This window comes from Bosea sp. AS-1, assembly GCF_002220095.1.
Lineage (GTDB): Bacteria > Pseudomonadota > Alphaproteobacteria > Rhizobiales > Beijerinckiaceae > Allobosea.
In genome coordinates this window covers 422,045-446,735 of the sequence record NZ_CP022372.1, presented here as the reverse complement: position 1 = coordinate 446,735, position 24,691 = coordinate 422,045, and the positions used below count along the sequence as shown (strand labels likewise).

At 66.2% G+C, this 24,691-nt stretch carries 26 protein-coding genes; 10 read left to right on the top strand and 16 right to left on the bottom strand.

Annotated features, from left to right (window positions below; all coding sequences use genetic code 11):
* Window positions 1-33: 33 nt before the first annotated feature.
* Together CE453_RS03810 and CE453_RS03805 are read right to left on the bottom strand one after the other, a co-directional pair.
* Window positions 34-1,617 (bottom strand): ABC transporter substrate-binding protein, encoded by a 1,584-nt coding sequence (locus tag CE453_RS03810; RefSeq protein WP_089173374.1) that lies wholly within the window; start codon window positions 1,615-1,617, stop codon window positions 34-36.
* A gap of 65 nt (window positions 1,618-1,682) precedes the next feature.
* Window positions 1,683-3,176 (bottom strand): amidase, encoded by a 1,494-nt coding sequence (locus CE453_RS03805; RefSeq protein WP_089177688.1) that lies wholly within the window; start codon window positions 3,174-3,176, stop codon window positions 1,683-1,685.
* Window positions 3,177-3,308: 132 nt separating this feature from the next.
* Here CE453_RS03805 and CE453_RS03800 point away from each other — a divergent pair, with 132 nt between their 5' ends.
* Together CE453_RS03800 and CE453_RS03795 are read left to right on the top strand one after the other, a co-directional pair.
* A complete protein-coding gene (locus CE453_RS03800) occupies window positions 3,309-3,665 on the top strand; it encodes a DUF167 family protein (protein ID WP_089173373.1) in 357 nt (118 codons plus the stop codon).
* A 70-nt stretch (window positions 3,666-3,735) separates the two neighbouring features.
* The gene (locus CE453_RS03795) at window positions 3,736-4,434 is read left to right on the top strand and encodes a carbonic anhydrase (RefSeq protein ID WP_089173372.1); all 699 of its coding nucleotides are present in this window, start codon (window positions 3,736-3,738) and stop codon (window positions 4,432-4,434) included.
* Between the two features lie 19 nt (window positions 4,435-4,453).
* On the opposite strand, the gene CE453_RS03790 is transcribed toward CE453_RS03795, so the two are convergent.
* Window positions 4,454-5,383, bottom strand: a complete 930-nt coding sequence (locus CE453_RS03790) for a site-specific tyrosine recombinase XerD (RefSeq protein WP_089173371.1) — start codon at window positions 5,381-5,383, stop codon at window positions 4,454-4,456.
* Window positions 5,380-5,526, bottom strand: coding sequence for a histidine kinase (locus CE453_RS03785; protein WP_089173370.1), 147 nt, complete (start codon window positions 5,524-5,526; stop codon window positions 5,380-5,382). Before CE453_RS03785 ends, CE453_RS03790 begins: the two co-directional genes overlap by 4 nt.
* A 198-nt stretch (window positions 5,527-5,724) precedes the next feature.
* On the opposite strand from CE453_RS03785, the gene CE453_RS03780 reads away from it, so the two are divergent.
* Both CE453_RS03780 and aroB read left to right on the top strand, forming a co-directional pair.
* A complete protein-coding gene (locus CE453_RS03780; protein ID WP_089173369.1) occupies window positions 5,725-6,324 on the top strand; it encodes a shikimate kinase in 600 nt (199 codons plus the stop codon).
* A complete protein-coding gene (gene aroB, locus CE453_RS03775) occupies window positions 6,321-7,475 on the top strand; it encodes a 3-dehydroquinate synthase (protein ID WP_089173368.1) in 1,155 nt (384 codons plus the stop codon). The genes CE453_RS03780 and aroB overlap by 4 nt, the downstream gene beginning before the upstream one ends.
* Here the strand turns inward: aroB and CE453_RS03770 are convergent, their stop codons facing one another.
* The 4 genes from CE453_RS03770 to CE453_RS03755 form a co-directional block, all read right to left on the bottom strand.
* Window positions 7,476-7,811 (bottom strand): DUF1330 domain-containing protein, encoded by a 336-nt coding sequence (locus tag CE453_RS03770; protein ID WP_089177687.1) that lies wholly within the window; start codon window positions 7,809-7,811, stop codon window positions 7,476-7,478. It lies immediately after the preceding gene.
* Window positions 7,812-7,910: 99 nt separating this feature from the next.
* Window positions 7,911-9,020, bottom strand: coding sequence for a calcium:cation antiporter (locus tag CE453_RS03765; RefSeq protein WP_089173367.1), 1,110 nt, complete (start codon window positions 9,018-9,020; stop codon window positions 7,911-7,913).
* A gap of 110 nt (window positions 9,021-9,130) precedes the next feature.
* Window positions 9,131-10,111 carry a TRAP transporter substrate-binding protein gene (locus CE453_RS03760; protein WP_089173366.1) on the bottom strand — a complete coding sequence of 327 codons (981 nt, stop codon included), beginning with the start codon at window positions 10,109-10,111 and terminating at the stop codon, window positions 9,131-9,133.
* Window positions 10,112-10,167: 56 nt separating this feature from the next.
* Window positions 10,168-11,985: a glucan ABC transporter ATP-binding protein/ permease gene (locus CE453_RS03755; protein ID WP_089173365.1), complete on the bottom strand. Its 1,818-nt coding sequence runs from the start codon at window positions 11,983-11,985 to the stop codon at window positions 10,168-10,170.
* Between the two features lie 152 nt (window positions 11,986-12,137).
* Between CE453_RS03755 and CE453_RS03750 the strand changes: the two genes are divergently transcribed.
* Together CE453_RS03750 and CE453_RS03745 are read left to right on the top strand one after the other, a co-directional pair.
* Window positions 12,138-12,908, top strand: a complete 771-nt coding sequence (locus CE453_RS03750; RefSeq protein WP_089173364.1) for a motility protein A — start codon at window positions 12,138-12,140, stop codon at window positions 12,906-12,908.
* A gap of 11 nt (window positions 12,909-12,919) precedes the next feature.
* The gene (locus tag CE453_RS03745) at window positions 12,920-13,744 is read left to right on the top strand and encodes an OmpA/MotB family protein (RefSeq protein ID WP_089173363.1); all 825 of its coding nucleotides are present in this window, start codon (window positions 12,920-12,922) and stop codon (window positions 13,742-13,744) included.
* Window positions 13,745-13,755: 11 nt separating this feature from the next.
* Here the strand turns inward: CE453_RS03745 and CE453_RS03740 are convergent, their stop codons facing one another.
* Genes CE453_RS03740 through CE453_RS28425 form a run of 7 tightly spaced genes read right to left on the bottom strand, consistent with a single transcriptional unit; the run spans window position 13,756 to window position 18,857 of the window.
* Complete coding sequence (locus tag CE453_RS03740) at window positions 13,756-14,037, bottom strand: hypothetical protein (RefSeq protein ID WP_089173362.1); 282 nt, start codon at window positions 14,035-14,037, stop codon at window positions 13,756-13,758.
* 5 nt (window positions 14,038-14,042) lie between these two features.
* Complete coding sequence (locus CE453_RS03735) at window positions 14,043-15,050, bottom strand: WD40 repeat domain-containing protein (protein ID WP_089173361.1); 1,008 nt, start codon at window positions 15,048-15,050, stop codon at window positions 14,043-14,045.
* Between the two features lie 14 nt (window positions 15,051-15,064).
* Window positions 15,065-16,027, bottom strand: a complete 963-nt coding sequence (locus CE453_RS03730) for a CobW family GTP-binding protein (RefSeq protein WP_089173360.1) — start codon at window positions 16,025-16,027, stop codon at window positions 15,065-15,067.
* A 44-nt stretch (window positions 16,028-16,071) separates the two neighbouring features.
* The gene (locus CE453_RS03725; protein ID WP_089173359.1) at window positions 16,072-17,013 is read right to left on the bottom strand and encodes a metal ABC transporter substrate-binding protein; all 942 of its coding nucleotides are present in this window, start codon (window positions 17,011-17,013) and stop codon (window positions 16,072-16,074) included.
* 34 nt (window positions 17,014-17,047) lie between these two features.
* On the bottom strand, window positions 17,048-17,923 hold the full coding sequence (locus tag CE453_RS03720; protein ID WP_089173358.1) for a metal ABC transporter permease: 876 nt from the start codon (window positions 17,921-17,923) through the stop codon (window positions 17,048-17,050).
* Between the two features lie 23 nt (window positions 17,924-17,946).
* A complete protein-coding gene (gene aztA / locus CE453_RS03715) occupies window positions 17,947-18,681 on the bottom strand; it encodes a zinc ABC transporter ATP-binding protein AztA (RefSeq protein WP_089173357.1) in 735 nt (244 codons plus the stop codon).
* Between the two features lie 14 nt (window positions 18,682-18,695).
* Window positions 18,696-18,857: a hypothetical protein gene (locus CE453_RS28425; RefSeq protein WP_157732889.1), complete on the bottom strand. Its 162-nt coding sequence runs from the start codon at window positions 18,855-18,857 to the stop codon at window positions 18,696-18,698.
* Between the two features lie 249 nt (window positions 18,858-19,106).
* Here CE453_RS28425 and CE453_RS03710 point away from each other — a divergent pair, with 249 nt between their 5' ends.
* From CE453_RS03710 to CE453_RS03700, 3 genes are all read left to right on the top strand, one after another.
* Entirely contained in the window at window positions 19,107-20,075 is a 969-nt protein-coding gene (locus tag CE453_RS03710; protein WP_089173356.1) for a TAXI family TRAP transporter solute-binding subunit, read from the top strand.
* 97 nt (window positions 20,076-20,172) lie between these two features.
* On the top strand, window positions 20,173-22,308 hold the full coding sequence (locus CE453_RS03705; RefSeq protein ID WP_089173355.1) for a TRAP transporter permease: 2,136 nt from the start codon (window positions 20,173-20,175) through the stop codon (window positions 22,306-22,308).
* Complete coding sequence (locus CE453_RS03700; protein WP_248307933.1) at window positions 22,305-22,670, top strand: DUF1850 domain-containing protein; 366 nt, start codon at window positions 22,305-22,307, stop codon at window positions 22,668-22,670. Before CE453_RS03705 ends, CE453_RS03700 begins: the two co-directional genes overlap by 4 nt.
* Window positions 22,671-22,681: 11 nt before the next feature.
* On the opposite strand, the gene CE453_RS03695 is transcribed toward CE453_RS03700, so the two are convergent.
* The gene (locus CE453_RS03695; protein WP_089173354.1) at window positions 22,682-22,921 is read right to left on the bottom strand and encodes a hypothetical protein; all 240 of its coding nucleotides are present in this window, start codon (window positions 22,919-22,921) and stop codon (window positions 22,682-22,684) included.
* A gap of 176 nt (window positions 22,922-23,097) precedes the next feature.
* Here CE453_RS03695 and CE453_RS03690 point away from each other — a divergent pair, with 176 nt between their 5' ends.
* Window positions 23,098-24,687, top strand: coding sequence for a gamma-glutamyltransferase family protein (locus CE453_RS03690; protein ID WP_089173353.1), 1,590 nt, complete (start codon window positions 23,098-23,100; stop codon window positions 24,685-24,687).
* Window positions 24,688-24,691 lie beyond the last annotated feature (4 nt).

Genomic DNA, 24,691 nt, shown 5'->3' with positions numbered 1-24,691 from the left:
CCCATACGGCCGCCCTCAGCTTGATGGCTGGTCTCAGCCGCGCTTCACCCCCCAGGGATAGGGGGCCGAACCGGCGAGCATTCCGGTCATGTCCTTGCGATAGGCCGTGCGGCTGACGAACTGGCCGAGCGGTATCGTCGCGACCTCCTCCAGCGCCAGCCGGCCCAGCTCCTTGGCGTTCTTGCTCTGCGCGGCTTCGTCGGGAGCATAGAGCCAGGCCTCGGCGAGCGCTTCGGCCTTGTCGCTTTTCCACCAGCCGAACCAGCCCTTCTCACCCTGTCCACGCACCAGCGAGGACAGGGCCGGATTGCCCCAGCCCGTCGCCGAGCCGGTGGTGTGGAAGATGCTCCAGCCGCCCTTCTCGACCGGTTCGCGACTGCCGCGACGCTGGACGACGGTGCCCCAGTCGCTCGCCGCCATCTCGACATTCATGCCGAGCTGCTTGAGCAATTCGAAGGTCACCTCGCCCAGCGGGCCGATATCGGGAAAATCGGTCGGGTTGATGATGACGACCTTCTCGCCATTGTAGCCGGACTCCTTGAGCGCCGCCTTCGCCTTCTCGATGCTCTGCGGCATCAGATCTTCCTGGTCGCCGTCGTAATAGGGCGTGCCGCGCCACCACAGGCTGCGGCAGGTCTGCCAGAGCGAGGTGTCGTCGCCCTGGGTAGCGCGCATGTAGTCCTCCTGCTTCACCGCCATGCGGACGGCGGCGCGCACCTTCGGGTTGTTGAAGGGCGGCTGCAGGTGGTTGAGGCGGATGATCGAGCCACGGCCGGCCTTGTCGATGACCTCTTGCTTGATGTCAGGATTGCTCGCCAGCATCGGCTGCAGATCGGTGAGCGGACGTTCCCACCAATCCACCTCGCCGCGTGTCAGCGCTGCTCCCGCCGTCGCCGGGTCCGGCAGGATGTTCCACTCGATCCGCTTGAAATGCGCGACCTTGCCACCGGCGTTGCGGCTCGGCGGCTCGCTGCGCGGCTTGTATGCCTCGAACTTCTCATAGGCCACGCGGCTGCCCGAGACGTAATCCGCCGCGACGAACTTGTAAGGCCCGGAGCCGACCATCTCCGTCACCTGCGTGTTGGCGTCGGTCTTGGCCAGGCGTTCGGGCATGATCACCGGAGGCTGGTCGGACTTCGCCAGGCAATCCAGCATCATCGGGAAGGGGCGCTTCAGCTTGATCTCGATCGTGCGATCGTCAGGCGCTCCCCATTCCTCGACGGCGCGGCCGAGCAACTGGCCGTAGGGGTCGCGCTGGGTCCAGCGCTTGAGGCTCGCCGCGCAGTCGACACCCCGCACCGGCGAGCCGTCGTGAAAGGTCAGCCCTTCGCGCAGCTTGATGCGCCAGGTTTTGCCGTCGGCGGAGATCTCGTGCCCTTCCGCCATCTGCGGCTGCGGCTTCAGCTTCTCGTCGGTGCCGTAGAGCATGTCGAAGACGTAATAGCCGTGATTGTTGGTCACGGTCGCCGTCGTCCACACCGGATCGAGCGCCGACAGATTGGCCTGCGGCACGAACTTCATCAGCGTTGCGGAGCCTTGTGCCGCCGCCTGCCGTGTCAACGCCGGGCCGGCTAGCCCAAGCGCTGCCGTACCCATGAGGAATTCACGACGTCTCATCTGCATTCTCCCCTCTTATGGTTGGTGATGGGTGGGCTCCGCCGTGAACGAAGCCCGTGAGCGTCTCAGGCGAAGCCCATGAAGTTCGGGCTCTCGCTGAGCGGTCGCGCCTTGGCAAGGCGAGCCAGATCCGGCACCGGCCGCGCCGTCAGCGGATCCCCGGCGAGTGCCGCTTCCAGCGCCGCCGCCACAGCCAGAACCTTGGCGTCGCCGCCGCGCGGTCCGACGATCTGCAGGCCGAAGGGCATGCCGTTGCGGTCGAGCCCGACCGGCAGCGAGATCGCCGGATGGCCGACGGTGGTGACGGCATAGGCGAGCGCGAGCCAGTGGAAGTAGGTCCGCGTCGGCTTGCCGTCTATTTCGGCCGGGAAAAGCTCGGTCCAGGGCCGCGGGCTCAAGGTGACGGCCGGGGATAGGATGACGTCGTAATCATCGAAGAAGCGCTGCCAGCGCTGGTAGATCGCCGTCTGCTGCTTCATGGCGCACGTCACGTCCAGAGCGGAGTAGCCCAGCCCCTCCTCGACATTGGCGCGGACATTGGGGCCGACCATCTCTGGTGTGTCGCGCACCTTGTCGAGATGGCTGGCGAGGAAATTGACCGCCCGCAGGATCTCGAAGACCTCATCGGTCCCCTCGCAGTCCGGCGTCGCCTCTTCGGCTGCGTGGAAGAGATGGCTGAAGGCTCCGGTCTTCTCGGCGAAGGTGTCGCGGATCAGCCGCTCCGTCGGCGCGAAGCCGAAATCGGGGGTCAGCGCGACCTTGAGCGAGGCGAGGTCGATCGCCTCGGGCCGGGCGAAGTCCTCCGGCCGCCGGACCGTCTTGCCATGGATCGTCGTCGCCAGCGCATCGGCTGCGTTATCGGACACCATCGTCGAGAGCAGCAGGCACAGATCAGGCACATTGCGCGCCATCGGCCCAAGCACGGAGAGCGGATTCCAGCCGAGCTGCCGCTTCTCGCTCGGCACCAGCCCAGGCGATGGGCGGAAGCCGACGATGCCGTTGAAAGCCGCCGGATTGCGCAGCGAGCCACCGGTGTCGGAGCCGGTGGCGATCGGCACCATGTTCGTCGCCAGCGCCACGCCCGAGCCTCCGGACGAGCCCGCAGCACTCTTCGACGGATCGAAGGGGTTGCCAGTCGCGCCATAGACGGCGTTGCGGGTATTGGCGCCAGCACCCCATTCGGGCGTATTGGTCTTGCCGGCGATGATCGCACCGGCCTGGCGCACCGAGGCGACGATCAGCTGGTCCTGCTTCGGCACGAAATCGCGATAGAGCGGGCTACCGTAGGTCGTACGCAGGCCCGCAGTGTTCTCAAGATCCTTGATGCCGACCGGCAGACCGTGCAGCGCGCCGAGCCTGTCGCCACGCATCGTCGCCTCATCGGCGGCGGCGGCAGCCTTGCGGGCCGCTTCATCGTCGCGCGCGACCATGGCGTTCACGGCCGGGTCGACGGCATCCATGCGGCGAATGCAGCTTTCGAGCAGTTCGCGGGCAGAAAGCTTCCGGGTTCCGATCAGGGCGCGCGCGGCGGTGGCACTCAGGTCGCAGGGTTCGGTCAAGGCGGGCTCTCCATTGCGCGCGCGGCCTCGCAGGCAGTATGCCGGATCGGCCATGGAGGCAGCCTAGAGGCTGTCATGACGAATGGACAAGGCGCGGGCGGGACATAGGGGGCAAGACATGAGAGGGCAGGCATGAATACCCTCACCCCGACGGGGCACGGCCGGCCCGAGCCGGATTGGCCGTGGCGGGAGACGAAGGAGGGGCTCGCACTGACGGTTCGCCTGACTCCGCGCGGCGGGCGCGACGCGCTCGATGGCTTCGAGACCCTCGCCGATGGGCGCACCGTCCTGAAGGCGCGCGTCCGGGCCGCGCCGACCGAAGGCGAGGCGAACGCGGCCCTGATTGCCTTGATTGCCAAGCAAATCGGGGTGCCGCGCTCGCAGCTCGCGATTGCGGGCGGCGCTACGGCGCGGCTGAAGACCGTCGCCGTGCAGGGCGATGCAGCCGCTCTGGCGGCACGCTTGCGCGCGCATTTCACCGCGGCCTGATCCAAAAGCCGGATATCGCAACGCAGCATTCCGCTTGACGGCCGCCCCGGTTTCCTGTTCGACAGAGGGCATGGACAAGCCTGCGACGCCCTTTCCCCAGCGGCTCACGGAAGGCTACCGTGCCTTCCTCGACGATCGTTTCGTCCGCGAGAAGGATCGATACGAGGAACTCGGCGAACACGGTCAGACGCCGAAGATCATGCTGATCGGCTGCTGCGATTCGCGCGTCTCACCGGAAGTCATCTTCGACGCCCGGCCGGGCGAGATGTTCGTTGCCCGCAACATCGCCAACCTGATCCCGCCCTTCCAGCCTGACGACAATCTCCACGGCACTTCAGCTGCGCTGGAATATGCGGTGCAGGCGCTCAGGGTCCAACACATCGTCGTGCTCGGCCATGGTCGCTGCGGTGGCATCCGCGCCTTCGCCGACGACAGCCAGAAGGCGCTCTCGCCTGGCGACTTCATCGGCAAATGGATCACCCTGATCGGCCCCGCCGCCGAGCGCACCGGCGGGCGCGGGCGCAACGAGAACTTCGACGACTACCTGCACCGGCTCGAGCTCGCCTCGATCCAGCAGTCGCTGATCAACCTGCGCAGCTTCCCTTGCGTGAAAATCCTGGAGGAGAAGGGCAAGCTGCACCTGCACGGTGCCTTCTTCGCCGTGGCGACGGGCGTGCTGATGATCCTCGATCCCATGACCGGCCAGTTCATCCCGGCCGTTGGCGAGATGCCCAAGCGCGTCCAGCAGATTCGCTGCGTCGAAAGCTAGTCCCGGTTCCGCGAAGCGCTCAGCCTTCATCCGCCAGCGGATGGAGGTCGCGCACCATGCTCTTCAGCCGCTCGTCGAGGACGTGGGTGTAGATCTGGGTCGTGGCGATGTCGGCATGGCCGAGCAGTTCCTGCACCACCCTGAGATCGGCGCCATTCTGCAACAGGTGGCTGGCGAAGGCATGGCGCAGGACGTGCGGGCTCAGGCTCGCGCCCGAGAGCCCCGCCGCGCCCGCCAGCGCCTTGAGCTCGCGACCGAAGGCCTGCCGGGTCAGATGTCCACTCTCGCCATCCGACGGAAAGAGCCAGCGTGTATCGGCCTGCCCGGCCTCGCTCAGCGCCTCGAGCCAGGCACGCGCGGCCAGGCGCGCGGCCTCGTTCAGCGGCACGAGCCGCTCCTTGTCGCCCTTGCCGCGCACGATCAGGAAGCGCTCGCGCGTGGTCGCCGCCGAAAGCGGCAGCGCGATCAGCTCCGAGACGCGCAAGCCCGTCGCGTAAAGCATCTCGACGAGGCAGCGCATCCTGAGCGCCTTGAGCCGTGCGGCCGGCGTCGCCCCCACCCGCTCGCAAGCCTCGCGGGCCACGCCGAGCAGGCGGTCGACGGCGTCCACGGAAATCACCTTGGGCAAAGGCCGGCCCTGCCGCGGGCCTTCGATCGCCGCAGCTGGATCGCTTCCCGAAAGCCCTTCCGTGTAGAGGAAGCGGTGGAACTGCCGCACAGCCGAAAGCCGACGCGCTGCGGAAGATGCCTTCAGCCCGCGCGCCGCAAGATCGGCCAGCCAGTCCCGGATATCGCCGGAAGTCGCCTGCTCCAGCGGCTTGCCGGCGAGGAAGACGAGGTAGTCGGAGACGTCGCGTTCATAGGCTTCGAGCGTGTTGCGCGCCGCGCCGCGCTCGGCGGCCAGCATGTCGAGGAAGGCGCTGAGGCGCTGGCGCGGAATCCGACTCATTTCGGCTGCAGCTTGGCAGGCGGCACGATCTCGACCATCTCGCGCTGGACCGGCTGAACGAAGGTGACGAGCGCGATCATGCCCGCGAAGACCAGCCCTGCGATGATCGCGATGAAGAACAGAAACCGGAACAGGGTCGGCACGTCTGGCGAACTTTCGCTCTGACTCAAACATATAGGTCGGCGCCGGACCGTTATCCGCGATGCCGATTGGCCGACGCAAGGGCATGCGCGCCACAACGATGCGTAAAACTCTTTGCATATGACGGAAGCGCAGGCGTGACAGAGGCATGACGGACGCTGCCGGTGCGTGCTACATCCCGCCCGAGGATACGAGCCAGCATGACCGTCGCAGCCATTCAAGCCCTGGAGACCGCCGATCTGCGCAGCGCGCTCGCCGGCCGTGCCGTCGTGCTGGTCGGCATGATGGGCTCAGGCAAGAGTTCGGTCGGCCGGCGGCTGGCGAACCGGCTCGGCATGAGCTTTCTCGATGCCGATACGGAGATCGAGACCGCGGCCGGCATGACGATTCCGGAGATCTTCGCCCAGCGCGGCGAAGCCGAGTTCCGCGACGGCGAACGCCGCGTGATCAGCCGCATCCTGGTGACACAGGCTCCCCTTGTGCTCGCCACGGGCGGTGGCGCCTTCATGAATGCCGAGACCCGGGCGCGGGTGAAGGAGCTCGGCGTCTCGGTCTGGCTCAAGGCCGAGCCCGATGTGCTGATGCGCCGCGTACGCAAGCGCTCGAACCGCCCGCTCCTGCAGACGGCCGATCCGGAAGCGACGCTGCGCGCCATGCTGGCGCAGCGCGAGCCGGTCTATGCGCTGGCCGATCTCACCATCCAGTCGCGCGACGAGCCGCATGAGGTCATCGTCGGCGATATTGTCGCCGCATTGGAGCGCCATCTTGGACTCGCGGCCGGCGGAGTCGCAGAATCATGAACGCCACCATCCCCGCCCGGACCGGGGCCCGCATCACCGTCCCCGTCGCGCTCGAAGGGCGCGGCTATGACATCCATATCGGTCGCCATCAGCTTTGCGAGGCGGCGGCGCTCATCGCCACCTTCGCACCGGGAGCCCGGGCTGCGCTCGTCACCGATGAAAGCGTCGCGGCGCTTCATGCCGCCGCCTTCGAAACCTGCCTGCAGCAGGAAGGCATCGCGGCGACCCGCATCACCATTCCGCCCGGCGAAGCCTCCAAATCATACGCCCAGTTCGTGGCGCTCTGCGACGCTCTGCTGGCGGCGAAAATCGAACGCAACGACCTCATCATTGCTTTCGGCGGCGGCGTCGTCGGCGATCTTTCCGGCTTCGCCGCTGCGGTCCTGCGCCGTGGCGTGCGCCTGGTCCAGGTGCCGACGACCCTGCTGTCGCAGGTCGATTCCTCCGTCGGCGGCAAGACCGGGATCAACTCGCCGCATGGCAAGAACCTGATCGGCGCCTTCCACCAGCCTTCGCTCGTCATCGCCGATACGGCCCTCCTCGACACGTTGAGCGAGCGCGAGTTCAAGGCCGGCTATGCCGAGGTCGTGAAATACGGGCTGATCGACGATCCCGCCTTCTTCGACTGGTGCGAGGCAAACTGGAGCCGCGTCATCGCCGGCGGCCCGGAGCGCGACCATGCCGTCGCGGTCTCCTGCCGCGCCAAGGCGGCGATCGTCGCTCGTGACGAGCGCGAGGAAGGCGATCGCGCCCTGCTCAATCTCGGCCACACCTTCGCCCATGCGCTGGAGCGCCTGACCAAATACGATTCCAGCCGCCTCGTACATGGCGAGGCCGTCGCGATCGGTCTGGCGCTCGCCTTCCGCTTCTCGCAACGGCTCGAGCTTTGTCCGGGGCAGGACGCCATCCGCGTATCGCGCCACCTCGACCATGTCGGCTTGCCGAGCCGGCTGCAGCAGGTCCCGGGCGGGGCCGGCAGCGTCGAGGAGATCCTTGCCGCCATGGCGCAGGACAAGAAGGTGAAGCGTGGCGCCCTGACCTTCATCCTGGCGCGCGGCATCGGCAAGAGCTTCATCGCGCCCGGCGTCGCAGCCGAGGAGGTCGGGAGCTTCCTCGAAGCCGAGCTTGCCGCCAACGGCGCGGCGCACTGATCAGGCGAACCCGGCTTTCGCGAGAAAATCGCCCGCCCGATAATCGTTGGCGACGCCTTCGACCAGCATCGCAACGCTGCGCGAATTGTCCGTGCGCAGCGGCAGAATCGCTTGGTAGTCCGGTGAATCGTACCAGCTGCGCGCCTTCGCCATGTCCGGGAACGCAATGACGACGAGATTGCCCGGCCACGGCCCTTCGACGATCTCGGGCGTGCTGCCATGGATGACGAAGCGCCCGCCAAAGGGTGCGAGCGTCGCGTCGATGCGGCGAATGTAATCGACGATCTCGGGGCCGAGATCGACATCCTGCAGATGGGCGATGGCATAGGCGGTCATGGACTGCTCCTCGATATGCGGCCTCTTGGCCGGTCGTGGCAGCACCATGTCGCAAGGCAGGGTATCGGGTCGATTACCTCGCAGGTGATCGCCGCACCGTCAGGGGCTGAAGACCAGCACGAGGAAGACGAAGAACACCGCCAGATGCACCGCGCCTTCCAGCATGGTCGTGCGTGTGCCGGTGAAGGTCAGCGTCGAGAGCAGCAGCGTCATCGCGGCGATCACCATATTCGTCGCCGAAAGACCGAGCACCACCGGCTGCCCGGTGAAGACGCCGATCAGCAGAACCGCCGGCACCGTCATGCCCAGCGTCGAGGCCGCGCCGCCGAGACAGAGATTGACCGCGCGCTGGACCTGGTTGGCCGTGATCGCGCGCAGCGCCGTGATGCATTCGGGAGTGAACACCACCATGGCGATCAGGATGCCGCCGAGCGCGGGCGGTGCGCCGAGCTTGGCGATGCCGAAATCGAGCACCTTGGCGAGGCTCTTCGACAGGATCACGATCGGCAGGATATTGGCCAGCAGCAGCCCGACATGCGGCAGGATCTCGCGCATCGATGACGACGAAGCTCCTTCTCCTTCCGCCACCGCCGCGGCAGGGAGCTCACCCTCCAGCTCCGGCTCGCGGAAGAACATGCGGTGCCGGCCGGTCTGCAGGATGAGGAACGCGCCATAGAGCAGCACGGTGAAGAGCGAGAAGGCGACCGCCTGAAAAGGCGTCAGGGTGCCATCCGGCGTCGAGGTGGTGAAGTTCGGCAGGAAGAGCGGGATCACCGTCAGGGGGATGATGACGGCGAGATAGGAAGAGGCGCCTTTCAGATTGTAACGCTGCTGGAAATGCCTGAGGCCGCCGATTAACAGCCCGATACCGACCACGCCGTTGAGCACGATCATCAGCACCGCGAACATCGTGTCGCGGCCGAGCGTCGGCGCCCCCTTGGCGCCGAGCATCACGGCGCCGACCAGCGCAACCTCGATGATGACGATCGACAGCGTCAGGATCAGCGTGCCGTAGGGCTCGCCCAGCCGCTCCGCCAGCTCCTCCGCCTCATGCACCACGCCGAAGGCCGCCCAGACGATCACCGCCAGCAGCCAGACGAAGATCAGCAGGGACGGCAACGGCGCCCCGAGCAAGCCCAGAAGACTATCGCCGAAGAGGAGGAAAATGGCGACGGAGGCCCAGGCGGCGGCGAGACGAAGCATCATCATACTGAAATGGCTCTAATAATCGGCGGCAATGCGACGACTGTCGCATAATCGCTCGACCCTGTCTCGACGGAAGGCCTGGCTGCGACGACCCTCCGCTTCCGCTGCGGCTCTTACTTCTTCTCGTAGCGATCGAGCAGGGCAGCACCGTCCGGACCGGCGTTGCGCCGCCATTCCTCGACGGCTCCACGACCGGCCTTCGCCAGCGCCTGGGCGACATCCGCCGGCACCTCGGTACGGATCGCGACCTTGTTCGCCCGCATCCGGGCGTAGTTCTCGTCGAGCCGTGTGCGGATCGCCGCCCATTGCCGCTGCTCGGTCTCCTTCGCCGCTGTGTCAACGACCTGCCGGAGATCGGCCGCCAAAGCCTCGTAGGCTGCGAGATTGACCGTCGCGATGGAGATCGGCATCGCGTAGTTCACTTCGGTGAAATGCGGCAGGAAATCCCAGAGATTGCGCCCTGCACCGCCATCGCCGGACGACAGCACGGCCACAACCGAGCCATCCTTCACCTTCGGCATCGCGTCCGCAAAGGAAAGGTTGGCGGCCTTGGCGCCGGCCGCATTCATCACCGCGGTCGAGGTCGCGTCATAGGTTCGGATCGAGAGCCCCGTCAGGGCGGCTGCTGAATCGAGCGGCGCCTTCGACCAGATGCCCGAAGCCGGCCAAGGGGTGGTGTAGAGCAGCTTCTGGCCGAAGCCCGCGAGCTTCTTTTCATAGGTCGGCCGCGCCAGATCGGTCAGGCGGCGCGCATCGGCGATGGAAGTCGCCAGGAAGGGCAGCGAGGACAAGCCGAACAGCGGATCGACCGAGCCGAGCGCCCCGGCGAAGGCATCGCCAGCAGCGACCTCGCCCTTCTGCACGGCGCCGATCATCTGGGCCGACTTGATGCCGCGCTTCGCATCGAAGCTTGGCTTGATCGTCAGGCGCCCGCCAGCCCGTTCATTGATCAGCTTGGCGAAGGTCGCGACGCCTTCGCCGGGAATGGCCGTCTCAGGATACTCCGTCGGCATCTCCCAACTGGTCTGCGCGGCGGCAGCGTTCGCTCCAAGGACGAGGCCAGAAACCAGGAAACCGGCAGTAAGCCATCGCATGACAAGTCCCCTCTGTCGTTTTGCCGGAGTATTCCAGCAAGAGGGGTCCGCCCTCGTCAATCGGCCCGCAATTTCTGCGCCAGCCGACTAGGGGCCTCTGCGGTGGGTTCGGAAGCGGGCTTGTCGGTGACCAGATACTGCGCCCGCGCCAGCGCCGCGAAGCGTCCGCCCTTGGCGACGAGCTCGTCGAAGGTCCCCATCTCCTCGACCTGCCCCTGCTCGAAGACGAGGATGCGGTCCGCATTGCGGATCGTCGCCAGCCGATGCGCGATGACGAAAGTGGTGCGCCCCTTCATCACCTCCTCCAGCGCCTTCTGCAGCTTCACCTCGGTCGCGGCATCGAGTGCCGAAGTTGCCTCGTCGAGGATCAGGATCGGCGGATTCTTGAGCAACGCGCGTGCGATCGAGAGGCGCTGGCGCTCGCCACCGGAGAGGGTGCGGCCGCGTTCGCCGACGAGGGTGTCCAGCCCGTCAGGCTGTCGCGCCATCACCTCGGTTGCCTGCGCGCGGTCGAGCGCCTGCGTCATCTCGGCATCGGTGGCGTCCGGCTTGCCGACCTGCAAGTTCTCGCGGATCGAGCGGGCGAACAGCATCGGCTCCTGGAAGACGACACCGATATTGCGCCGGAGCGAAAGCAGCGAGATGTCGCGGATATCGGTGCCGTCGACGGTGATACGGCCCGATTGCGGATCGAAGGCGCGATGCAGCAGCCCGAGCGTGGTCGACTTGCCCGAGCCTGTCGAGCCTACCACCGCGATCGTTTCGCCCGGCTTCACCGTGAAGGACACGTCGCGCACCGCCGTGCGCTTGCCGTCATAGGAGAAGGAAACATCTTCGAAGGCGACGGCACCGGTCAGCCGGCCGGGATCCGGCGCGTTCGGCAGGTCGCGCACGGTCGGCGCCGTGTCGATGACCTCGAAGAATTCGCGCATCTTCGGCGCCTGCATGAAGATGAAATTCACGAAGGAGACGATCTGCTCCAGCCGCCCGACCAGCATGGTCGCGAAACCCATGAAGGTAACGATCTCGCCGACGGTCGTCTGACCGTGCATCAGGAGCCAGGTGCCGACGATGAAGATGGCCAGCACCGTCAACGTCGCCGAGGCGCGCGTCGCGACGTTGGCGACCGCCCACCAGGACAGAACCGGCAGTTGCGCATTGAGGAGGCTCGTGATGGTCGAGCGCAGGCCGCGCACCTCCGCCTCGATGCGGGTGAAGCTCTGGATCACCGGCACATTGCCGAGCGCGTCGGAAGCCTTTTCGGCTAGATTGGAGTGATAGGATTCGACATTGCGCTGAAGCTGATCCGTCCGGCGCAGCACGAAGCCGGTGAGCGAGCCGAACAGCACGACGAGGACGATCAGCAGGAGCCCGAGCTGCCAGTTCTTCCAGAGCGTGAAGGGCAAGAGCACGAACAGCGCGAAGATCGAGGCGCAATGCTCGCGGAAGAAGGAGAGCCACAAGCCCCACATCGCACTGGCGCCGTCGAGCATCACCTTGAGCACGCGGCCGGAATGCGTCTGCGTATGATAGGCGAGCGGCAGCGTCAGCGCATGCTCGAAATAGGTCGCCATGACGGCGAGCCGACGCCGATGCGCGAGCCTGTCGGCATGAAGCGCGACGAAGACGCCGAGCCCGATATTGGCGAGGCCGAAGCCGACCCAGGCGAAGATCAGCAGGTCGATGCTGCTCCAGGTCAACTTGCCGCCAGAGGACTGGATCGTCGTCAGCCGGTCGATCAGCGCGCCGAACAGCATCGGCTCGGCGAAGGCCACCGCCGCAAGCAGGATATTGGCGAGCGCCAGCACCACGCCCAGGCGCTTTTCGGGGCCGAGTTCACCGAGGACGCGGGCGTAGAGAGCAAGAAGCGACATCGCCCTGAGCTTTAGCCGAATGCGGCATCGGAGCAAGTCACCGCATTCGCGCCGTCAATTTTACGGTTCCTTCAATCCGCCCTTCCTATGGTGGACGGCGAAGCGACAGGCGCCGTGCCCGGCGCGCCGGCCAGCATGTTCCGGGGTGGGTTATGGATATTGCGACCGGCGCGGGTATTTTTGCCGGAATCAGCGTTATCGTCGGCCTGATCATGCTCGATGGCGGCAATTTCGCCGCCTATTTCGACAAGCACGCCGTCATCGTCATCTTCGGCGGTGCCACCGCCGCGACGATGCTGCGCTTTCCGTTCTCGGTCATCGCCCATGGCCTGCCGATGGGTTTGCGCTTCGCCTTCACCATGCGCTCCGTCCATCCGCGTGAGCTGATCGAGGAGATCACCCGCGTCGCCGAGATCGCCCGCAAGAGCGGCCCGGTCGCGCTTGAGAACGTCGAGGTCTCCGATCCCTTTCTGGCCCAGGGCCTGCGCTACATCGCCGACGGCTACGACAAGGATTTCATCCGCGACACGATGGAGCGCGACCGCGACAACTTCCTGCAGCGTCTCGACGAGGGCTCAAAGGTCTACCGCGCCATCGGCGACTGCGCCCCGGCCTGGGGCATGATCGGCACCATCCTCGGCATGGTGACGATGTTCGCCAACATGTCCGACCCCTCGCGCCTCGGCCCGGCCATGGCGACCGCCCTGCTCGCGACGCTCTATGGTGCGATCGTCGCCAACATGCTGACCCTGCCGCTCGCCGACAAGCTGCACGTCAAGCTCGAGGAGGAGGAGATCTCCCGCACCCTCATCATCGACGGCGTGCTGCAGATGCGCGACGCCAAGTCGCCGACGCTGGTGCGCGAGATGCTGCTCGCCTATCTGCCCGACCATCACCGGGCCGAGATGGCGGAAGCCGCCTGAGGACCTGAACGATGGCGCGCAAGAAGGGCGGAGCCCATGGCGGTCACGGCTGGTTCGTGACCTTCGCCGACCTGATGGCGCTGCTGATGAGCTTCTTCGTCATGGTCGCCGCCTATTCGAGCCAGGACAAGCAGAAGCTCCAGATCGTCGCCGGCTCGATGCGCGAGGCCTTCGGCACGCAGACCGATGTCCGCCTCGCGGGCATCGTCGAGCTCGACGGCATCCCGACCAAGACCCACATCAAGAACGCCTATGTCCGCCCCCTGCAGGACGCCTCCGACAACACCGCGCCCAACCACAACAACCAGAAGGAAGACGGGCTGATCGCGGCGACCTATGACCGCGGCTTTGCGCTGGCGGCCGCCTCCCTCAGGCAGGCGCTGCGCGACATGCCGGAGATCGCCGAGGTCTCGCGCAACGTCCTCGTCGAGGTCTCGGAAGCCGGCATCGACATCCAGCTCGTCGACCAGGAGGGGCGGGCCATGTTCCCCGAGGGCTCCGCCCAGCCGAACGAGCGGATGCGCAAGGTGCTCGCCGCCATCGCCCCGACGCTGAGGCGCATGCCGAACAAGATCGCCATCTCCGGCCACAGCGCGACGCCACGTCCCGGCCAGGCGCCGGAAGGCGATCTCTGGGGGCTTTCCGTCGCCCGGGCCAATGCGGTGCGCGAAATCCTCGCCAATGCCGGCGTGCCGAACGAGCGCTTCCTCTCCATCACCGGCAAGGGCGACACCGAGCCGCTGATCAAGGACAATCCCCATCTGCCGTACAATCGCCGGGTCGGGATCGTGCTCAAGGCCGATGCGCCAGTGCTGCCGCAAGGGCTAAAACCGTAAGAACGCGGCCGCTAATGGGCTGGGTCCAGAGCCTCGGCCAGCGCCTCGGCCGTCACCTCGACCATCGCCATCTGCAGCTTGAAGGCGATCGTCTTCGCGCCGGGCTTCATCACCAGGATCACCGTTTCGGTGCCGGGGCAGCTCGGATCGGCGCAGAGGATTTCATTGACTGCGATGGCTGCCGTCTCCGGCAGGCCGAGCGCCGCCCGGACCTGCACCTTCAGGCTCTCGGCCACGGCCTTCGCTTCGTCGCCCTTGCGAGTCTCGTTCCTGCCGAAGAGCCCGAAGCGCATCGCCGTCAGCTCGGCAGCGTCAGCACGCCGGCCGCGCCATCCTCGGCCCCGAAAGCGAGGCGCTTGCCCGCCTTGTCCCAGGCGAAGGCACTGATGCCGCTGTCGCGCTCGGCCGGCCGGACCAGCAACTCGGAGCCGTCGGTCAGCCGCACCAGCAGGATGCAGCCGTCGTCATAGCCGATCGCCAGCACCAACGCGCCAGGATGGAAGGCAACGCGGGTGACCCGCGCCCGGCGCACGCCGCATTCGCGCGGCGCCTTGCCTTGCGGCCCGTCGCCCTGGAACGGCCAGACGATCGCGCCGTCTGCCCCACTGGAGGCAAGCCAGAGCCCGTCATGCGACCAGGAGAGCGAACGCGGCTTGGCCGGATATCCGGTCATGCGCATATGGCTCGGCTTGTCGCCGAGCTTCCAGCCATGCAGGGCGTTCTCCTGCATCGAGGAAACGATGAAACGCCCGTCCGGCGACCAGACGACGTCGAGATGCGAGCCTTTCCATTCGAGGAATTCCGGCTTCGCCTCGGTGTTCGGATACCAGAGCGAGACGCCGTTCATCTGCGCGATGGCAAGCCGATAGCCCTTCGGCGCAAAGACGAGGCCCTGTGGCGTGCTGGCAGCTTCGAGCGTGCGCACACGGCCCTTCTCGTCGCGCGCACTGACGGTCTTGCCATTGTTCCAGGCCAGATTGCCGGCAGCCGAGAGCGTGATCGCATCGACCCAGCGGCGTTTCGGGTCCTTGGCCAGCTCTTCCGGCTCGCCTTCGAACCGGGTCGCGACGACGCGCCCATCATCGCCGCCGGTGACGATGCGCTCGCCATCACCAGTCGCACACAGAATGCCGCCGGCATGAGCCTCGACGCTGTCGGTCGCGCCGTCGCGCCAGCGCAGCACGCGCCCATCGGCGAGCGCGAGAACGAGGCCCAGCTTCAGCCAGCGCGCGGCGACAACATGCGCCTCCGCGGCGATCGGGACGACATGCTCGCGCAGCGAGACGGGTTGGGTCAGCGTGGTCATGACGCGGCTTTAGCTCACGCCGCGCAGGCTTCAAACCCCTTGCGCAATTCATTCTCGTTGAGATCGCGCCCGATGAAGACGAGCCGGCTCTCGCGCTTCTCACCCGGCTTCCAGTCGCGCTGGAGGTCGCCGTCGAGGATCATGTGCACGCCCTGGAAGACGAAGCGTCTCGGCTCATCCTTGAAAGCAAGAATGCCCTTGGAGCGCAGGATGTTCGGTCCCTGGATCTGGGTCAGGTCGTTGATCCAGGGCATGAACTTCTCGGGATCCACATCGCCCGGCACGGTCAGCGAGATCGAACGCACATCCTCGGCATGGTGATGATGATGCCCGGCCTCGAGGAAATCCGGCTCGATATCGAGGATGCGATCCAGATCGAACGCCTTGCGGTCGAGCAGCGCTGCGATATCGACATTGGCGCGCTCGGCCTTGTGCAGCTTGGCATAGGGATTGATGGCGCGGATCGCCGCCTCGACCTCGGCCAGTTCCTCGGACGTCACCAGGTCGGTCTTGTTGAGGATGATGACGTCGGCGAAGGCGATCTGGTTCTTCGCCTCGGGCGCATCCCTCAGCCGGTCCTTCAGCCACTTGGCATCGGTAACGGTGACGACCGCATCGAGGCGCGTGGCGTCGCCGACATCCTGATCGACGAAGAAGGTCTGGGCGACCGGGGCCGGATCGGCCAGGCCCGTCGTCTCGACAATGATCGCGTCGAACTTGCCCTTGCGTTTCATCAACCCGTCGAGGATGCGGATCAGGTCGCCGCGCACGGTGCAGCAGATGCAGCCGTTGTTCATCTCGAACACTTCCTCGTCGGCGCCGACGACGAGATCGCCATCGATGCCGGCCTCGCCGAACTCGTTGACGATGACCGCGAACTTCTTGCCGTGGTCCTCGGTCAGAATGCGATTGAGGAGCGTGGTCTTGCCGGCGCCCAGATAGCCGGTGAGCACCGTGACGGGGATTTTCTCGGACATGGCTTGACCTGAATGACTGCGACGCAAGGAGGACACCGCCCCGGTCAGGCCGGGCCGGCGGTCAGCGCCTTTTCGATCTCGCTTATATTGTGCTTCACCATCCGGATGTAAGTCCCCGCCGGCCCGCTGGCCTCGGAGAGCGCATCGGAGTAGAGCCGGCCGCCGACCTTCGCGCCGCTTTCGCGCGCGATCTGCTCGACCAGACGCGGATTGGTGACGTTTTCCAGGAAAACTGCCGGAATCTTCTGCGCCTTCACCTGACGGATGATGCGTGCGACATCCTTGGCAGAAGCCTCGGCCTCGGTCGAGACACCCTGCGGTGCGATGAACTCGATGCCATAGGCTTTCACGAAATAGCCGAAGGCATCATGCGTGGTGATAGCTTTGCGCCGGTCGGCCGGAATGCGTGCGACCGCGGCCTTGACCTCGCCTTCGAGCGCATCGAGCGAGGCGAGATAGGCCGTCGCATTGGTTTCGTATTCCGCCTTGCCAGCCGGATCGGCCGCGCTCAGCGCATCGCGAATGTTCGCGACATAGGTTTTGGCGTTGGCGATGCTCTGCCAGGCATGCGGATCGTCATGACCGTGCGCATGAGCATGGCCGGCCTTGCCATGACCTTCATGCTCGTCATCGGCTTCGAGCGGGGTGATGCCCTTCGTCGCTTCGGCCAGCGGCGCCTTGGTGCCGGAGGATTTCACCAGCCGCGGCAGCCAGCCCTCGAAATGCAGCCCGTTGACCACGACAAGCCTGGCCGCAGCCATCGCCTTGGCGTCGCCCGGCGTCGGCGAGTAGACATGCGCGTCGCCATCTGGCCCGACCAGCGTCGTTACGCTGACGCGGTCACCACCGACCTGCTTCACGAAATCGGCCAGCACCGAGAAGCTAGCCACCACCGGCAGCTTTTCCTGCGCGAAGGCGCCGAACGGCACGGTAGCGAGGGTAAGCCCTGCTACGAGGCCGGCAACGAGGGCGCGACGGTTCGGCATCGGGGTCTCCATAAAATGAAACGATATAACGTTTCTATCTCTGAAGATGAGCCCGAGGCAAGAGGCGTCGCGCAACACCGTCCTGCGAGCCGAACAGAAGCGAGCAAATATAGAGCACGCCGGCGGCCAGGATGATCGCCGGGCCGGCAGGTAGGCTAGAACCCGCCGCATAGGACACGATCAGGCCGCCATAGCCCGCGACCATGCCGAAGCCGGTCGCCAGCAGCAGCAGCCTTGTGATGTCCGCAGTCCAGAACCGCGCGGCAGCCGCCGGCAGCATCATCATGCCGACCGCGAGCAGCGTGCCGAGCGCGTTGAAGCCGGCGACGAGGTTGAGCACGACGAGGGCAAGGAAAGCGAGATGCACGAAGCCGCCCGAACGGCTGACCGAGCGCAGGAAACCGGGATCGACGCATTCCAGCACCAGCGGCCGATAGAGCGCCGCCAGCGCCAGAAGCGAGATGGTCGCGACCCCGGCGAGCAGGATCAGCACACCGTCGTCGAGCGCCAGCACATTGCCGAAGAGCACATGCAGCAGGTCGACCGCCGAGCCGCGTAGCGAGACGATGGTGACGCCGAGCGCCAGCGAGATCAGGTAGAAGGCGGCGAGCGAGGCATCCTCCTTGAGCACCGTCGCACGCGCCACGGCGCCAGCGGCGAGCGCGACCGCGAAGCCGGCGGCGAGCCCGCCAATGGTCATCGCGGGCAGCGAGAAACCGGCAACGAGATAGCCCAGTGCCGCGCCCGGCAGGATGGCATGGGCCATGGCATCACCGGTGAGGCTCATCCGCCGCAGCATCAGGAAGACGCCGATCGGCGCGCCCGAGACCGACAGCGCCATCACGCCGACGAGCGCGCGGCGCATGAAATCGAACTCGGCAAAGGGGCCGATGAAGAGATCGTAAAGCATCGGCCGGCCCGGACTGGAGAGCGTTACGCTGCGTCGCGCTGGCAGGGAGCGGCGTGGCTGTCGAAGGATTCGACCATGCGCCGCGCCGCGAGCAGGTTTTCCGGCGTCAGCACATCGGCCGTCTCGCCCCAGGCCACGGCCTCGCGCGCCAGCAGCAGTGTCTGCGGAAAGGCCCGGCGCACCGTCTCCATGTCGTGCAGCACGGCGACGACGGTGCGGCTCTCGCCATGCCAGCGCTGCACCAGAGCCAGGAGGTCGGCGGTCGTACGCGCATCGATCGCGGTGAAGGGCTCGTCGAGCAGGATCACGTCAGCATCCTGCAGTAGAAGCCGCGCAAACAGCGCGCGCTGCATCTGTCCGCCCGAGAGCGTACCGATCGGCCGGCGCTCGAAACCGGTGAGCCCCACGGCCGCGATCGCGTGCTCGACCTTGTGAGCGGCACTCGCACCGATGCGCCCGAAGATGCCGGCGCGATTCCACAATCCCATGGCGACGAGATCGTAGACATGGATTGGAAAGGAGCGGTCGAGCTCGGCCGACTGCGGCAGATAGGCCAGCCGCTTGCCCTTGGCGATCGAGACCCCGCCGGAAAGCGGCGCGAGCGTGCCGGTGATACCTTTCAGCAGCGTCGACTTGCCGGCGCCGTTCGGACCGACGATAGCGGTCAGGCTCCCCGTGGCGACCTCGCCGGAGAGGTGATGCACCGCCGGGTGGCGATCATAGCCGAGCGTCAGGTCGGTGAGGCGAATGGCGGACAACGCAAACTTCCCTCTCAGGCGATCACGGCCAGCGTCGCTGCCCACAGCAGAGCCACGACGACACCGGCCAGCCCCACGCGGTTCCAGGCCGACAGGCGCAGCAGCGACCAGCCCGGATCCTCCGAGACGGTGTGCGAGCCGGCATGACTGTGGCCATGGTCGTGCGCGTGAATCATGTGCGACGATATAATATTACACTGACGGCCACACAAGCGGTCTTCGCGGCTTGTGCACGCCGCCGACGATGCCAGGCTGCAAATCCAACCGTATCACGGCTGGTAACGGCCAATCATGCCCAAGCCTGCCCGTGGGATTCGGCTAAAGGCGCAAAAGAAAGGCAAGTCTTGCGCTTTTCCTTCTCGGGTTTCCTGCTCTACAACGATAGGTAAACCGACCGGGGAGTCGGGGTCGATCAGGGAGTTCCCATGACAATGCTGTTCCGCCGCCGGCAACTCGCCGGCCTTGCCGCCGCTGTTCTCCTCGCTGCCGCGCCTGCGGGCGCCCGCGCCCAGGAGTTCATCAACATCCTCACCGGCGGCACCTCCGGCGTCTATTATCCGATGGGCGTCGCGCTCTCGAAAATCTATGGCGAGAAGATCCCGAACGTCCGGCCTACCGTCCAGGCGACGAAGGCCTCGGTCGAAAATCTCGTGCTGCTGCAGCAGGGTCGTGGCGAGATCGCCTTCACGCTGGGCGACTCGCTCGACGCCGCCTGGAAGGGCGACGAAGAAGCCGGCTTCAAGGCGCCGCTGAAGAAGCTGCGCGGCATCAGCGCGATCTACCCGAACTACGTGCAGATCGTCGCCTCCAAGGAGAGCGGCATCAACACGCTCGCCGACCTCAAGGGCAAGCGCCTCTCGGTCGGCGCACCGAAATCCGGCACCGAGCTCAATGCCCGCGCCATCCTCGCCGCAGCGGGGCTCAGCTACAAGGATCTCGGCAAGGTCGAGTATCTGCCTTTCGCCGAGTCGGTCGAGCTCATGAAGAACCGCCAGCTCGATGCCACGCTGCAGTCGGCCGGCCTCGGCGTCGCCTCGCTGCGCGACCTCTCGACCTCGGTCGAGATCAATGTCGTCGAGGTCCCGAAGGCGGTGATCGACAAGGCGGGCACCCCCTTCATCAGCGCGACCATTCCGGCCAACACCTATACCGGCCAGAGCGCCGCGGTGAATACGGCCGCGGTGGTCAACTTCCTCGTCACCCATGAGGGCGTGAAGGAGGAACTGGTCTATCAGATGACCAAGAACATCTTCGAGAACCTCGGCGATCTCGCCGCGTCGCATGCGGCCGGCAAGGAGATCAAGCTCGAGAAGGCGCTCGAGGGCATGCCCGTGCCGTTGCATCCCGGCGCGGCGCGCTACTTCAAGGAAAAGGGCATGAAAGTCGGCTCCTGAGCTCGGCTTTCACTTTCGATACAGCCGCGATCATCCCGAGTCTCTCGCGCGGGGTGGTCGCGCATTCCTTGACGGCCTGATCCGGAGCCGCAGAACGATGACCCACGAAACCGACCAGTTGGAAGCCCTCTCCGGCGCAAAGCCGGGCGAGGTCGAGCATGCTGACCTCGACAATTTCGAACACGGCTTCCCATCAGGTTTCGGTCCCGGCGCCTGGGGGCTTTTCGCCTATGCGATCGCGCTCGCCTTCGCGGCCTTCCAGATCATCATCTCCGCCTGGAACATCCTGCCGAGCCAGGCTGCACGCGGCATCCATGTCGGCTTCCTGCTGCTTCTGAGCTTCGGCCTGATCGCGAATTTCAGGGCGCGTAACGATGCCGGCCGGGCGTTTGGCTGGGTACTCGGCCTCGTCGGCTTCGGTGTCGGCCTCTATCAATGGATCTTCTATGCCGACCTGATCCTGCGCGACGGCGACCCATCCACTCTGGATCTCGTCGTCGGCACGCTCCTGATCGTGCTGATCTTCGAAGCAGCGCGCCGGCTCATGGGCAACGCCCTGCCGATCATGTGCGGCGTCTGCCTGCTCTATTGGTTCTTCGGCCAGTATCTGCCGGCCCCTTTCAACCATCGCGGCTATGGTTATGACCAGATCATCGGTCACCTCTCCTTCGGCACCGAAGGCTTCTACGGCACGCCGATCTACGTCTCCGCGACCTATATCTTCCTGTTCATCGTCTTCGGCTCTTTCCTCGAGAAGGCGGGGATGATCCACCTGTTCAACGACGTCTCTCTCGGCATCTTCGGCGGCACGCGCGGCGGCCCGGCCAAGGTCGCGGTATTCTCCTCCGGCCTGATGGGGATGATCTCGGGCTCCGGCGTCGCCAATGTCGTCACCGTCGGCCAGTTCACCATCCCGCTGATGATCAAGTTCGGCTATCGGCGCGCCTTCGCCGCCGGCGTGGAGGCAACCGCCTCGATGGGCGGGCAGATCATGCCGCCGGTGATGGGCGCCGTCGCCTTCATCATGGCCGAGACTCTGGGCGTCCCTTACGCCGAGATCGTCAAGGCTGCCGCCATTCCCGCAATCCTGTATTTCGCCTCGGCTTTCTGGATGGTGCATCTGGAGGCCGGAAAATACGGCCTGAAGGGTGTCGAGCGCGCCCTGCTGCCGAGCCCGCTCAAGGCGCTGCGCGAACGCTGGTATCTCGCTTTACCGCTCGCCGTGCTGGTCTTCATGCTGTTTCACGGCTTCACGCCGCTCTTTGCCGGCACGATGGGCCTCGCGCTCACCGTCGGGCTGCTGCTCGGCGCCGGCTTCGCGGCAGGTCTCAGCAAGCAGAGCTTGCGCGTCATCTTCTGGATCGGGCTCGGCCTCATCGCCGCGGCCCTGTTCCAGGAGGGGCTAGACGTTCGCTATGTCGCAGGTCTGATCGCCGTGCTCGTCCTGATCAATGCCTTCACGTTGGGCGGGCGCGCCACGCTGGCCGTCAGTCGTGATGCGCTCGCCGACAGCGCCAAGACGGCGCTTCCGGTCGGCATCGCCTGCGCCATCGTCGGCACTATCATCGGCCTGATGACGCAGACCGGCATCGGCACGACCTTCGGTGCCTGGATCATCGGGCTCGGCCAGTCGAGCCTGTTTCTGGCGCTGATCCTGACGATGATCCTGTCGATCCTGCTCGGCACCGGCATCCCGACGATCCCGACCTACATCATCGTCGCCGCCCTGGCCGCGCCGGCACTGGAAAAGCTCGGCGTGCCGCTGATCGTCAGCCACATGTTCGCCTTCTACTACGGCATCATGGCCGACCTCTCGCCACCGGTGGCGCTCGCGGCACTCGCCGCCGCACCGATCGCCAAGGAAAACCCGGACAAGATCGGCTGGGAGGCAATGCGCGTCGCGCTCGCCGGCTACGTCATCCCGTTTATCGCGGTCTATTCCCCGGCTCTGATGCTTCAGCCGGGCGATCCGATGGCCAATGTCATCGGCTTCTGGCCGGCTGTGATCTACGCCACGTTCAAGGCCTCGGTAGCGATCGGCCTCTTCGGCATGGTGGCGATCGGTTATCTCTTCGCGCGGCTGACGGCGATCGAGCGCGTGCTGTGTTTCATCGCGGCGGTGATGCTCTTCGGCGAGTTCGCCTACAGCGATCCGATCGGCTACCTGCTGGCTGCGGCGATCATCGCCCGCCACTGGTTCGCCGCGCGCAACGCCGCGCCGGCGGCGGCGTGAGCATCTGCCTCGCGGCCGGCGCGCTCGTCGTGGCGCTCGGCCGCGGCGAGATCACGCTCGGCTGGCGTCACTCCGTGCAGAAGACGCTATGGGAAGAGGTCTGGCGCGAGACCCCGAAGGGGCTCGAGATCGTCGAGGCCCGCATCGAGGGTTCTGGCGCCGGGATGGATCCGCCGGACGGCGCGAAGCTGATCGACGGGTTCTGGCGCTGGCGTCCGCAATTGCCCGCGCTGCACGAGGTGGTGATGCGCCGCTCCGGCGCCACCGCCGACTGGCGGATCTGCAAGGACGGCACCTGCAAGCCGATGGGGGACTACCTGCCGGCCGACGCCGACCCGGTCACGCTGAAGATTTGCGATTAGGGCCGGAGCCCTCAATCGACCGTGGTCAGATGCTCAACCTTGAGCACGCGGCGCATCAGGTTGACCATGCCATAGGCCGCGAAGACCGAGAACACGGCCATCATGATGTATTCGAACATGGTACCGAGCTCAAACAGGCCGGCAATGGCCCAGCCTGCCGCGAGAGCGACACCGAACAGCTCGACCGCGAGCAGGATTCCAAGCGAAACCACGATGGTCAGGCTACGCCAGTTGGTGTGCCGTCCGGCCATGCTGTCTTTCCTTCGAATGCCCGCCCTGCGCAGGCACGTCAGCGCGCACCTGCGTCTCTCACACAGCCATGCGCGCAAACGCACCTAGCGGAGCCTGCCGCTCCATGCAACAAAATCGCGCCCCTATCAGCGCCTTTTGGGCAGATAGGGATGGCCGGGGAGATTGCAAAGTCCTGATGCTCGACACGCCTGCCTTTGGTTCGGCCGCAGTCGCCGCGCCTCACCATCTCGCCTCCGAAGCCGGCCGTGCCATTCTGGCCGAGGGCGGCAACGCGATCGAGGCCATGGTCGCGATGGCGGCGACGATCGCGGTCGTCTACCCGCATATGAACGGCATCGGCGGCGACGGCTTCTGGCTGGTCCATGAGCCGGGTGGGAAAATGCACGGCATCGAGGCCTGCGGCCCGGCCGGATCGCTTGCGACGATCGAACGCTATCGCGCCAAGGGATACGACAGCATTCCCGCCCGCGGCCCCGGAGCTGCCCTAACGGTCGCCGGAGCTGTCGGCGGCTGGCGCCTGGCCCTCGATCTCGCCGCCTCGCTGGGCGGCCGCCTGCCTCTGCGCGAATTGCTGACCGATGCCGTGCGCCATGCCCGCGAAGGCTATGCGGTTTCTCTTTCCGAAAGCGGCAGCAAGCCTCATGAGCTGGCAGAGCTGAAGGCTGCGCCGGGCTTCCTGAATGCCTTCTGGCCAGACGGCGCGGCGCCAAAGCGGGGCACGCAGCGCAAGATGGTAACGCTGGCGGACACCCTGCAACAACTGGCCGATGCCGGGCTCGACGATTTCTACCGCGGCGATGTCGGCCGCGAGATCGCCGCCGATCTCGAGCGTATCGGCGCTCCCATCGCTCGCGCCGATCTCGAACGCTTCCACGCCCGCACTGTGACTCCGCTCTCGCTCGCCTTACCCGGCCTCTCCGTCTGGAACATGCCGCCGCCGACGCAGGGGCTTGCGGCGCTGGTCATCCTCGGCCTGTTCGAGCGGCTGGGCCGCGTCGAGCTCGACAGCTTCGCGCATCATCACGGGCTGATCGAGGCGACGAAGCGCGCGCTCGCCATCCGCGACCGCCATGTCACGGACCCGGCCCATGCGAAGGGCGATCCTTCCCGCTTCCTGGACGAAGCGATGCTGGCGCGCGAGGCGGCGCTGATCGACAGCAGGCGCGCCGCATCCTGGCCGGTGAAGCAGAGCCATGGCGACACGATCTGGATGGGCGCCATCGACGGCAAGGGCCTCGCCGTCTCCTACATCCAGTCGATCTACTGGGAATACGGCTCCGGCTGCGTGCTGCCCGCGACCGGCATCCACTGGCAGAACCGCGGCATCTCCTTCTCGCTCGACAAGACGGCGGCGAACCCGCTCATGCCGGGTCGCAAACCTTTCCACACGCTGAACCCGGCCTTCGCCCGCTTCGACGACGGGCGCATCCTCGCCTATGGCTCGATGGGCGGCGACGGCCAACCGCAGTTCCAGGCCCAGCTCCTGACCCGCTATCGCCTTGGCCAGAGCCTCGCCGCGGCGGTCGATGCGCCGCGCTGGCTCTTCGGCCGGACCTGGGGCTCGGCCTCGACCGCGCTCAAATTCGAGAGCCGCTTCGATCCCACCCTGCTGGAGCGCCTCGACGGTGCCGGCCACCCGGTCGAGGAAACCGGCGAGGCCTATTCGGAAGGCTTCGGCCATGCAGGCATGCTGGTGAAGCACCCGCGCGGCCATGTCGAGGCCGTGCATGATCCGCGTTCCGACGGCGACTCCAGGGGGATCTGACCGC

Bases quoted from the DNA above. Each gene is read 5' to 3' on its own strand.
- CE453_RS03735 (WP_089173361.1), bottom strand. From the start codon at position 15,050: ATGACCACGCTGACCCAACCCGTCTCGCTGCGCGAGCATGTCGTCCCG.
- CE453_RS03750 (WP_089173364.1), top strand. From the start codon at position 12,138: ATGGATATTGCGACCGGCGCGGGTATTTTTGCCGGAATCAGCGTTATC.
- CE453_RS03740 (WP_089173362.1), bottom strand. From the start codon at position 14,037: ATGCGCTTCGGGCTCTTCGGCAGGAACGAGACTCGCAAGGGCGACGAA.
- CE453_RS03770 (WP_089177687.1), bottom strand. From the start codon at position 7,811: ATGACCGCCTATGCCATCGCCCATCTGCAGGATGTCGATCTCGGCCCC.
- CE453_RS03800 (WP_089173373.1), top strand. From the start codon at position 3,309: ATGAATACCCTCACCCCGACGGGGCACGGCCGGCCCGAGCCGGATTGG.
- CE453_RS03730 (WP_089173360.1), bottom strand. From the start codon at position 16,027: ATGTCCGAGAAAATCCCCGTCACGGTGCTCACCGGCTATCTGGGCGCC.
- CE453_RS03725 (WP_089173359.1), bottom strand. From the start codon at position 17,013: ATGCCGAACCGTCGCGCCCTCGTTGCCGGCCTCGTAGCAGGGCTTACC.
- CE453_RS03695 (WP_089173354.1), bottom strand. From the start codon at position 22,921: ATGGCCGGACGGCACACCAACTGGCGTAGCCTGACCATCGTGGTTTCG.
- CE453_RS03810 (WP_089173374.1), bottom strand. From the start codon at position 1,617: ATGAGACGTCGTGAATTCCTCATGGGTACGGCAGCGCTTGGGCTAGCC.
- CE453_RS28425 (WP_157732889.1), bottom strand. From the start codon at position 18,857: ATGATTCACGCGCACGACCATGGCCACAGTCATGCCGGCTCGCACACC.
- CE453_RS03710 (WP_089173356.1), top strand. From the start codon at position 19,107: ATGACAATGCTGTTCCGCCGCCGGCAACTCGCCGGCCTTGCCGCCGCT.
- CE453_RS03780 (WP_089173369.1), top strand. From the start codon at position 5,725: ATGACCGTCGCAGCCATTCAAGCCCTGGAGACCGCCGATCTGCGCAGC.
- CE453_RS03790 (WP_089173371.1), bottom strand. From the start codon at position 5,383: ATGAGTCGGATTCCGCGCCAGCGCCTCAGCGCCTTCCTCGACATGCTG.
- CE453_RS03795 (WP_089173372.1), top strand. From the start codon at position 3,736: ATGGACAAGCCTGCGACGCCCTTTCCCCAGCGGCTCACGGAAGGCTAC.
- aroB (WP_089173368.1), top strand. From the start codon at position 6,321: ATGAACGCCACCATCCCCGCCCGGACCGGGGCCCGCATCACCGTCCCC.
- CE453_RS03745 (WP_089173363.1), top strand. From the start codon at position 12,920: ATGGCGCGCAAGAAGGGCGGAGCCCATGGCGGTCACGGCTGGTTCGTG.
- CE453_RS03705 (WP_089173355.1), top strand. From the start codon at position 20,173: ATGACCCACGAAACCGACCAGTTGGAAGCCCTCTCCGGCGCAAAGCCG.
- CE453_RS03690 (WP_089173353.1), top strand. From the start codon at position 23,098: ATGCTCGACACGCCTGCCTTTGGTTCGGCCGCAGTCGCCGCGCCTCAC.
- CE453_RS03755 (WP_089173365.1), bottom strand. From the start codon at position 11,985: ATGTCGCTTCTTGCTCTCTACGCCCGCGTCCTCGGTGAACTCGGCCCC.
- CE453_RS03765 (WP_089173367.1), bottom strand. From the start codon at position 9,020: ATGATGATGCTTCGTCTCGCCGCCGCCTGGGCCTCCGTCGCCATTTTC.
- CE453_RS03720 (WP_089173358.1), bottom strand. From the start codon at position 17,923: ATGCTTTACGATCTCTTCATCGGCCCCTTTGCCGAGTTCGATTTCATG.
- CE453_RS03760 (WP_089173366.1), bottom strand. From the start codon at position 10,111: ATGCGATGGCTTACTGCCGGTTTCCTGGTTTCTGGCCTCGTCCTTGGA.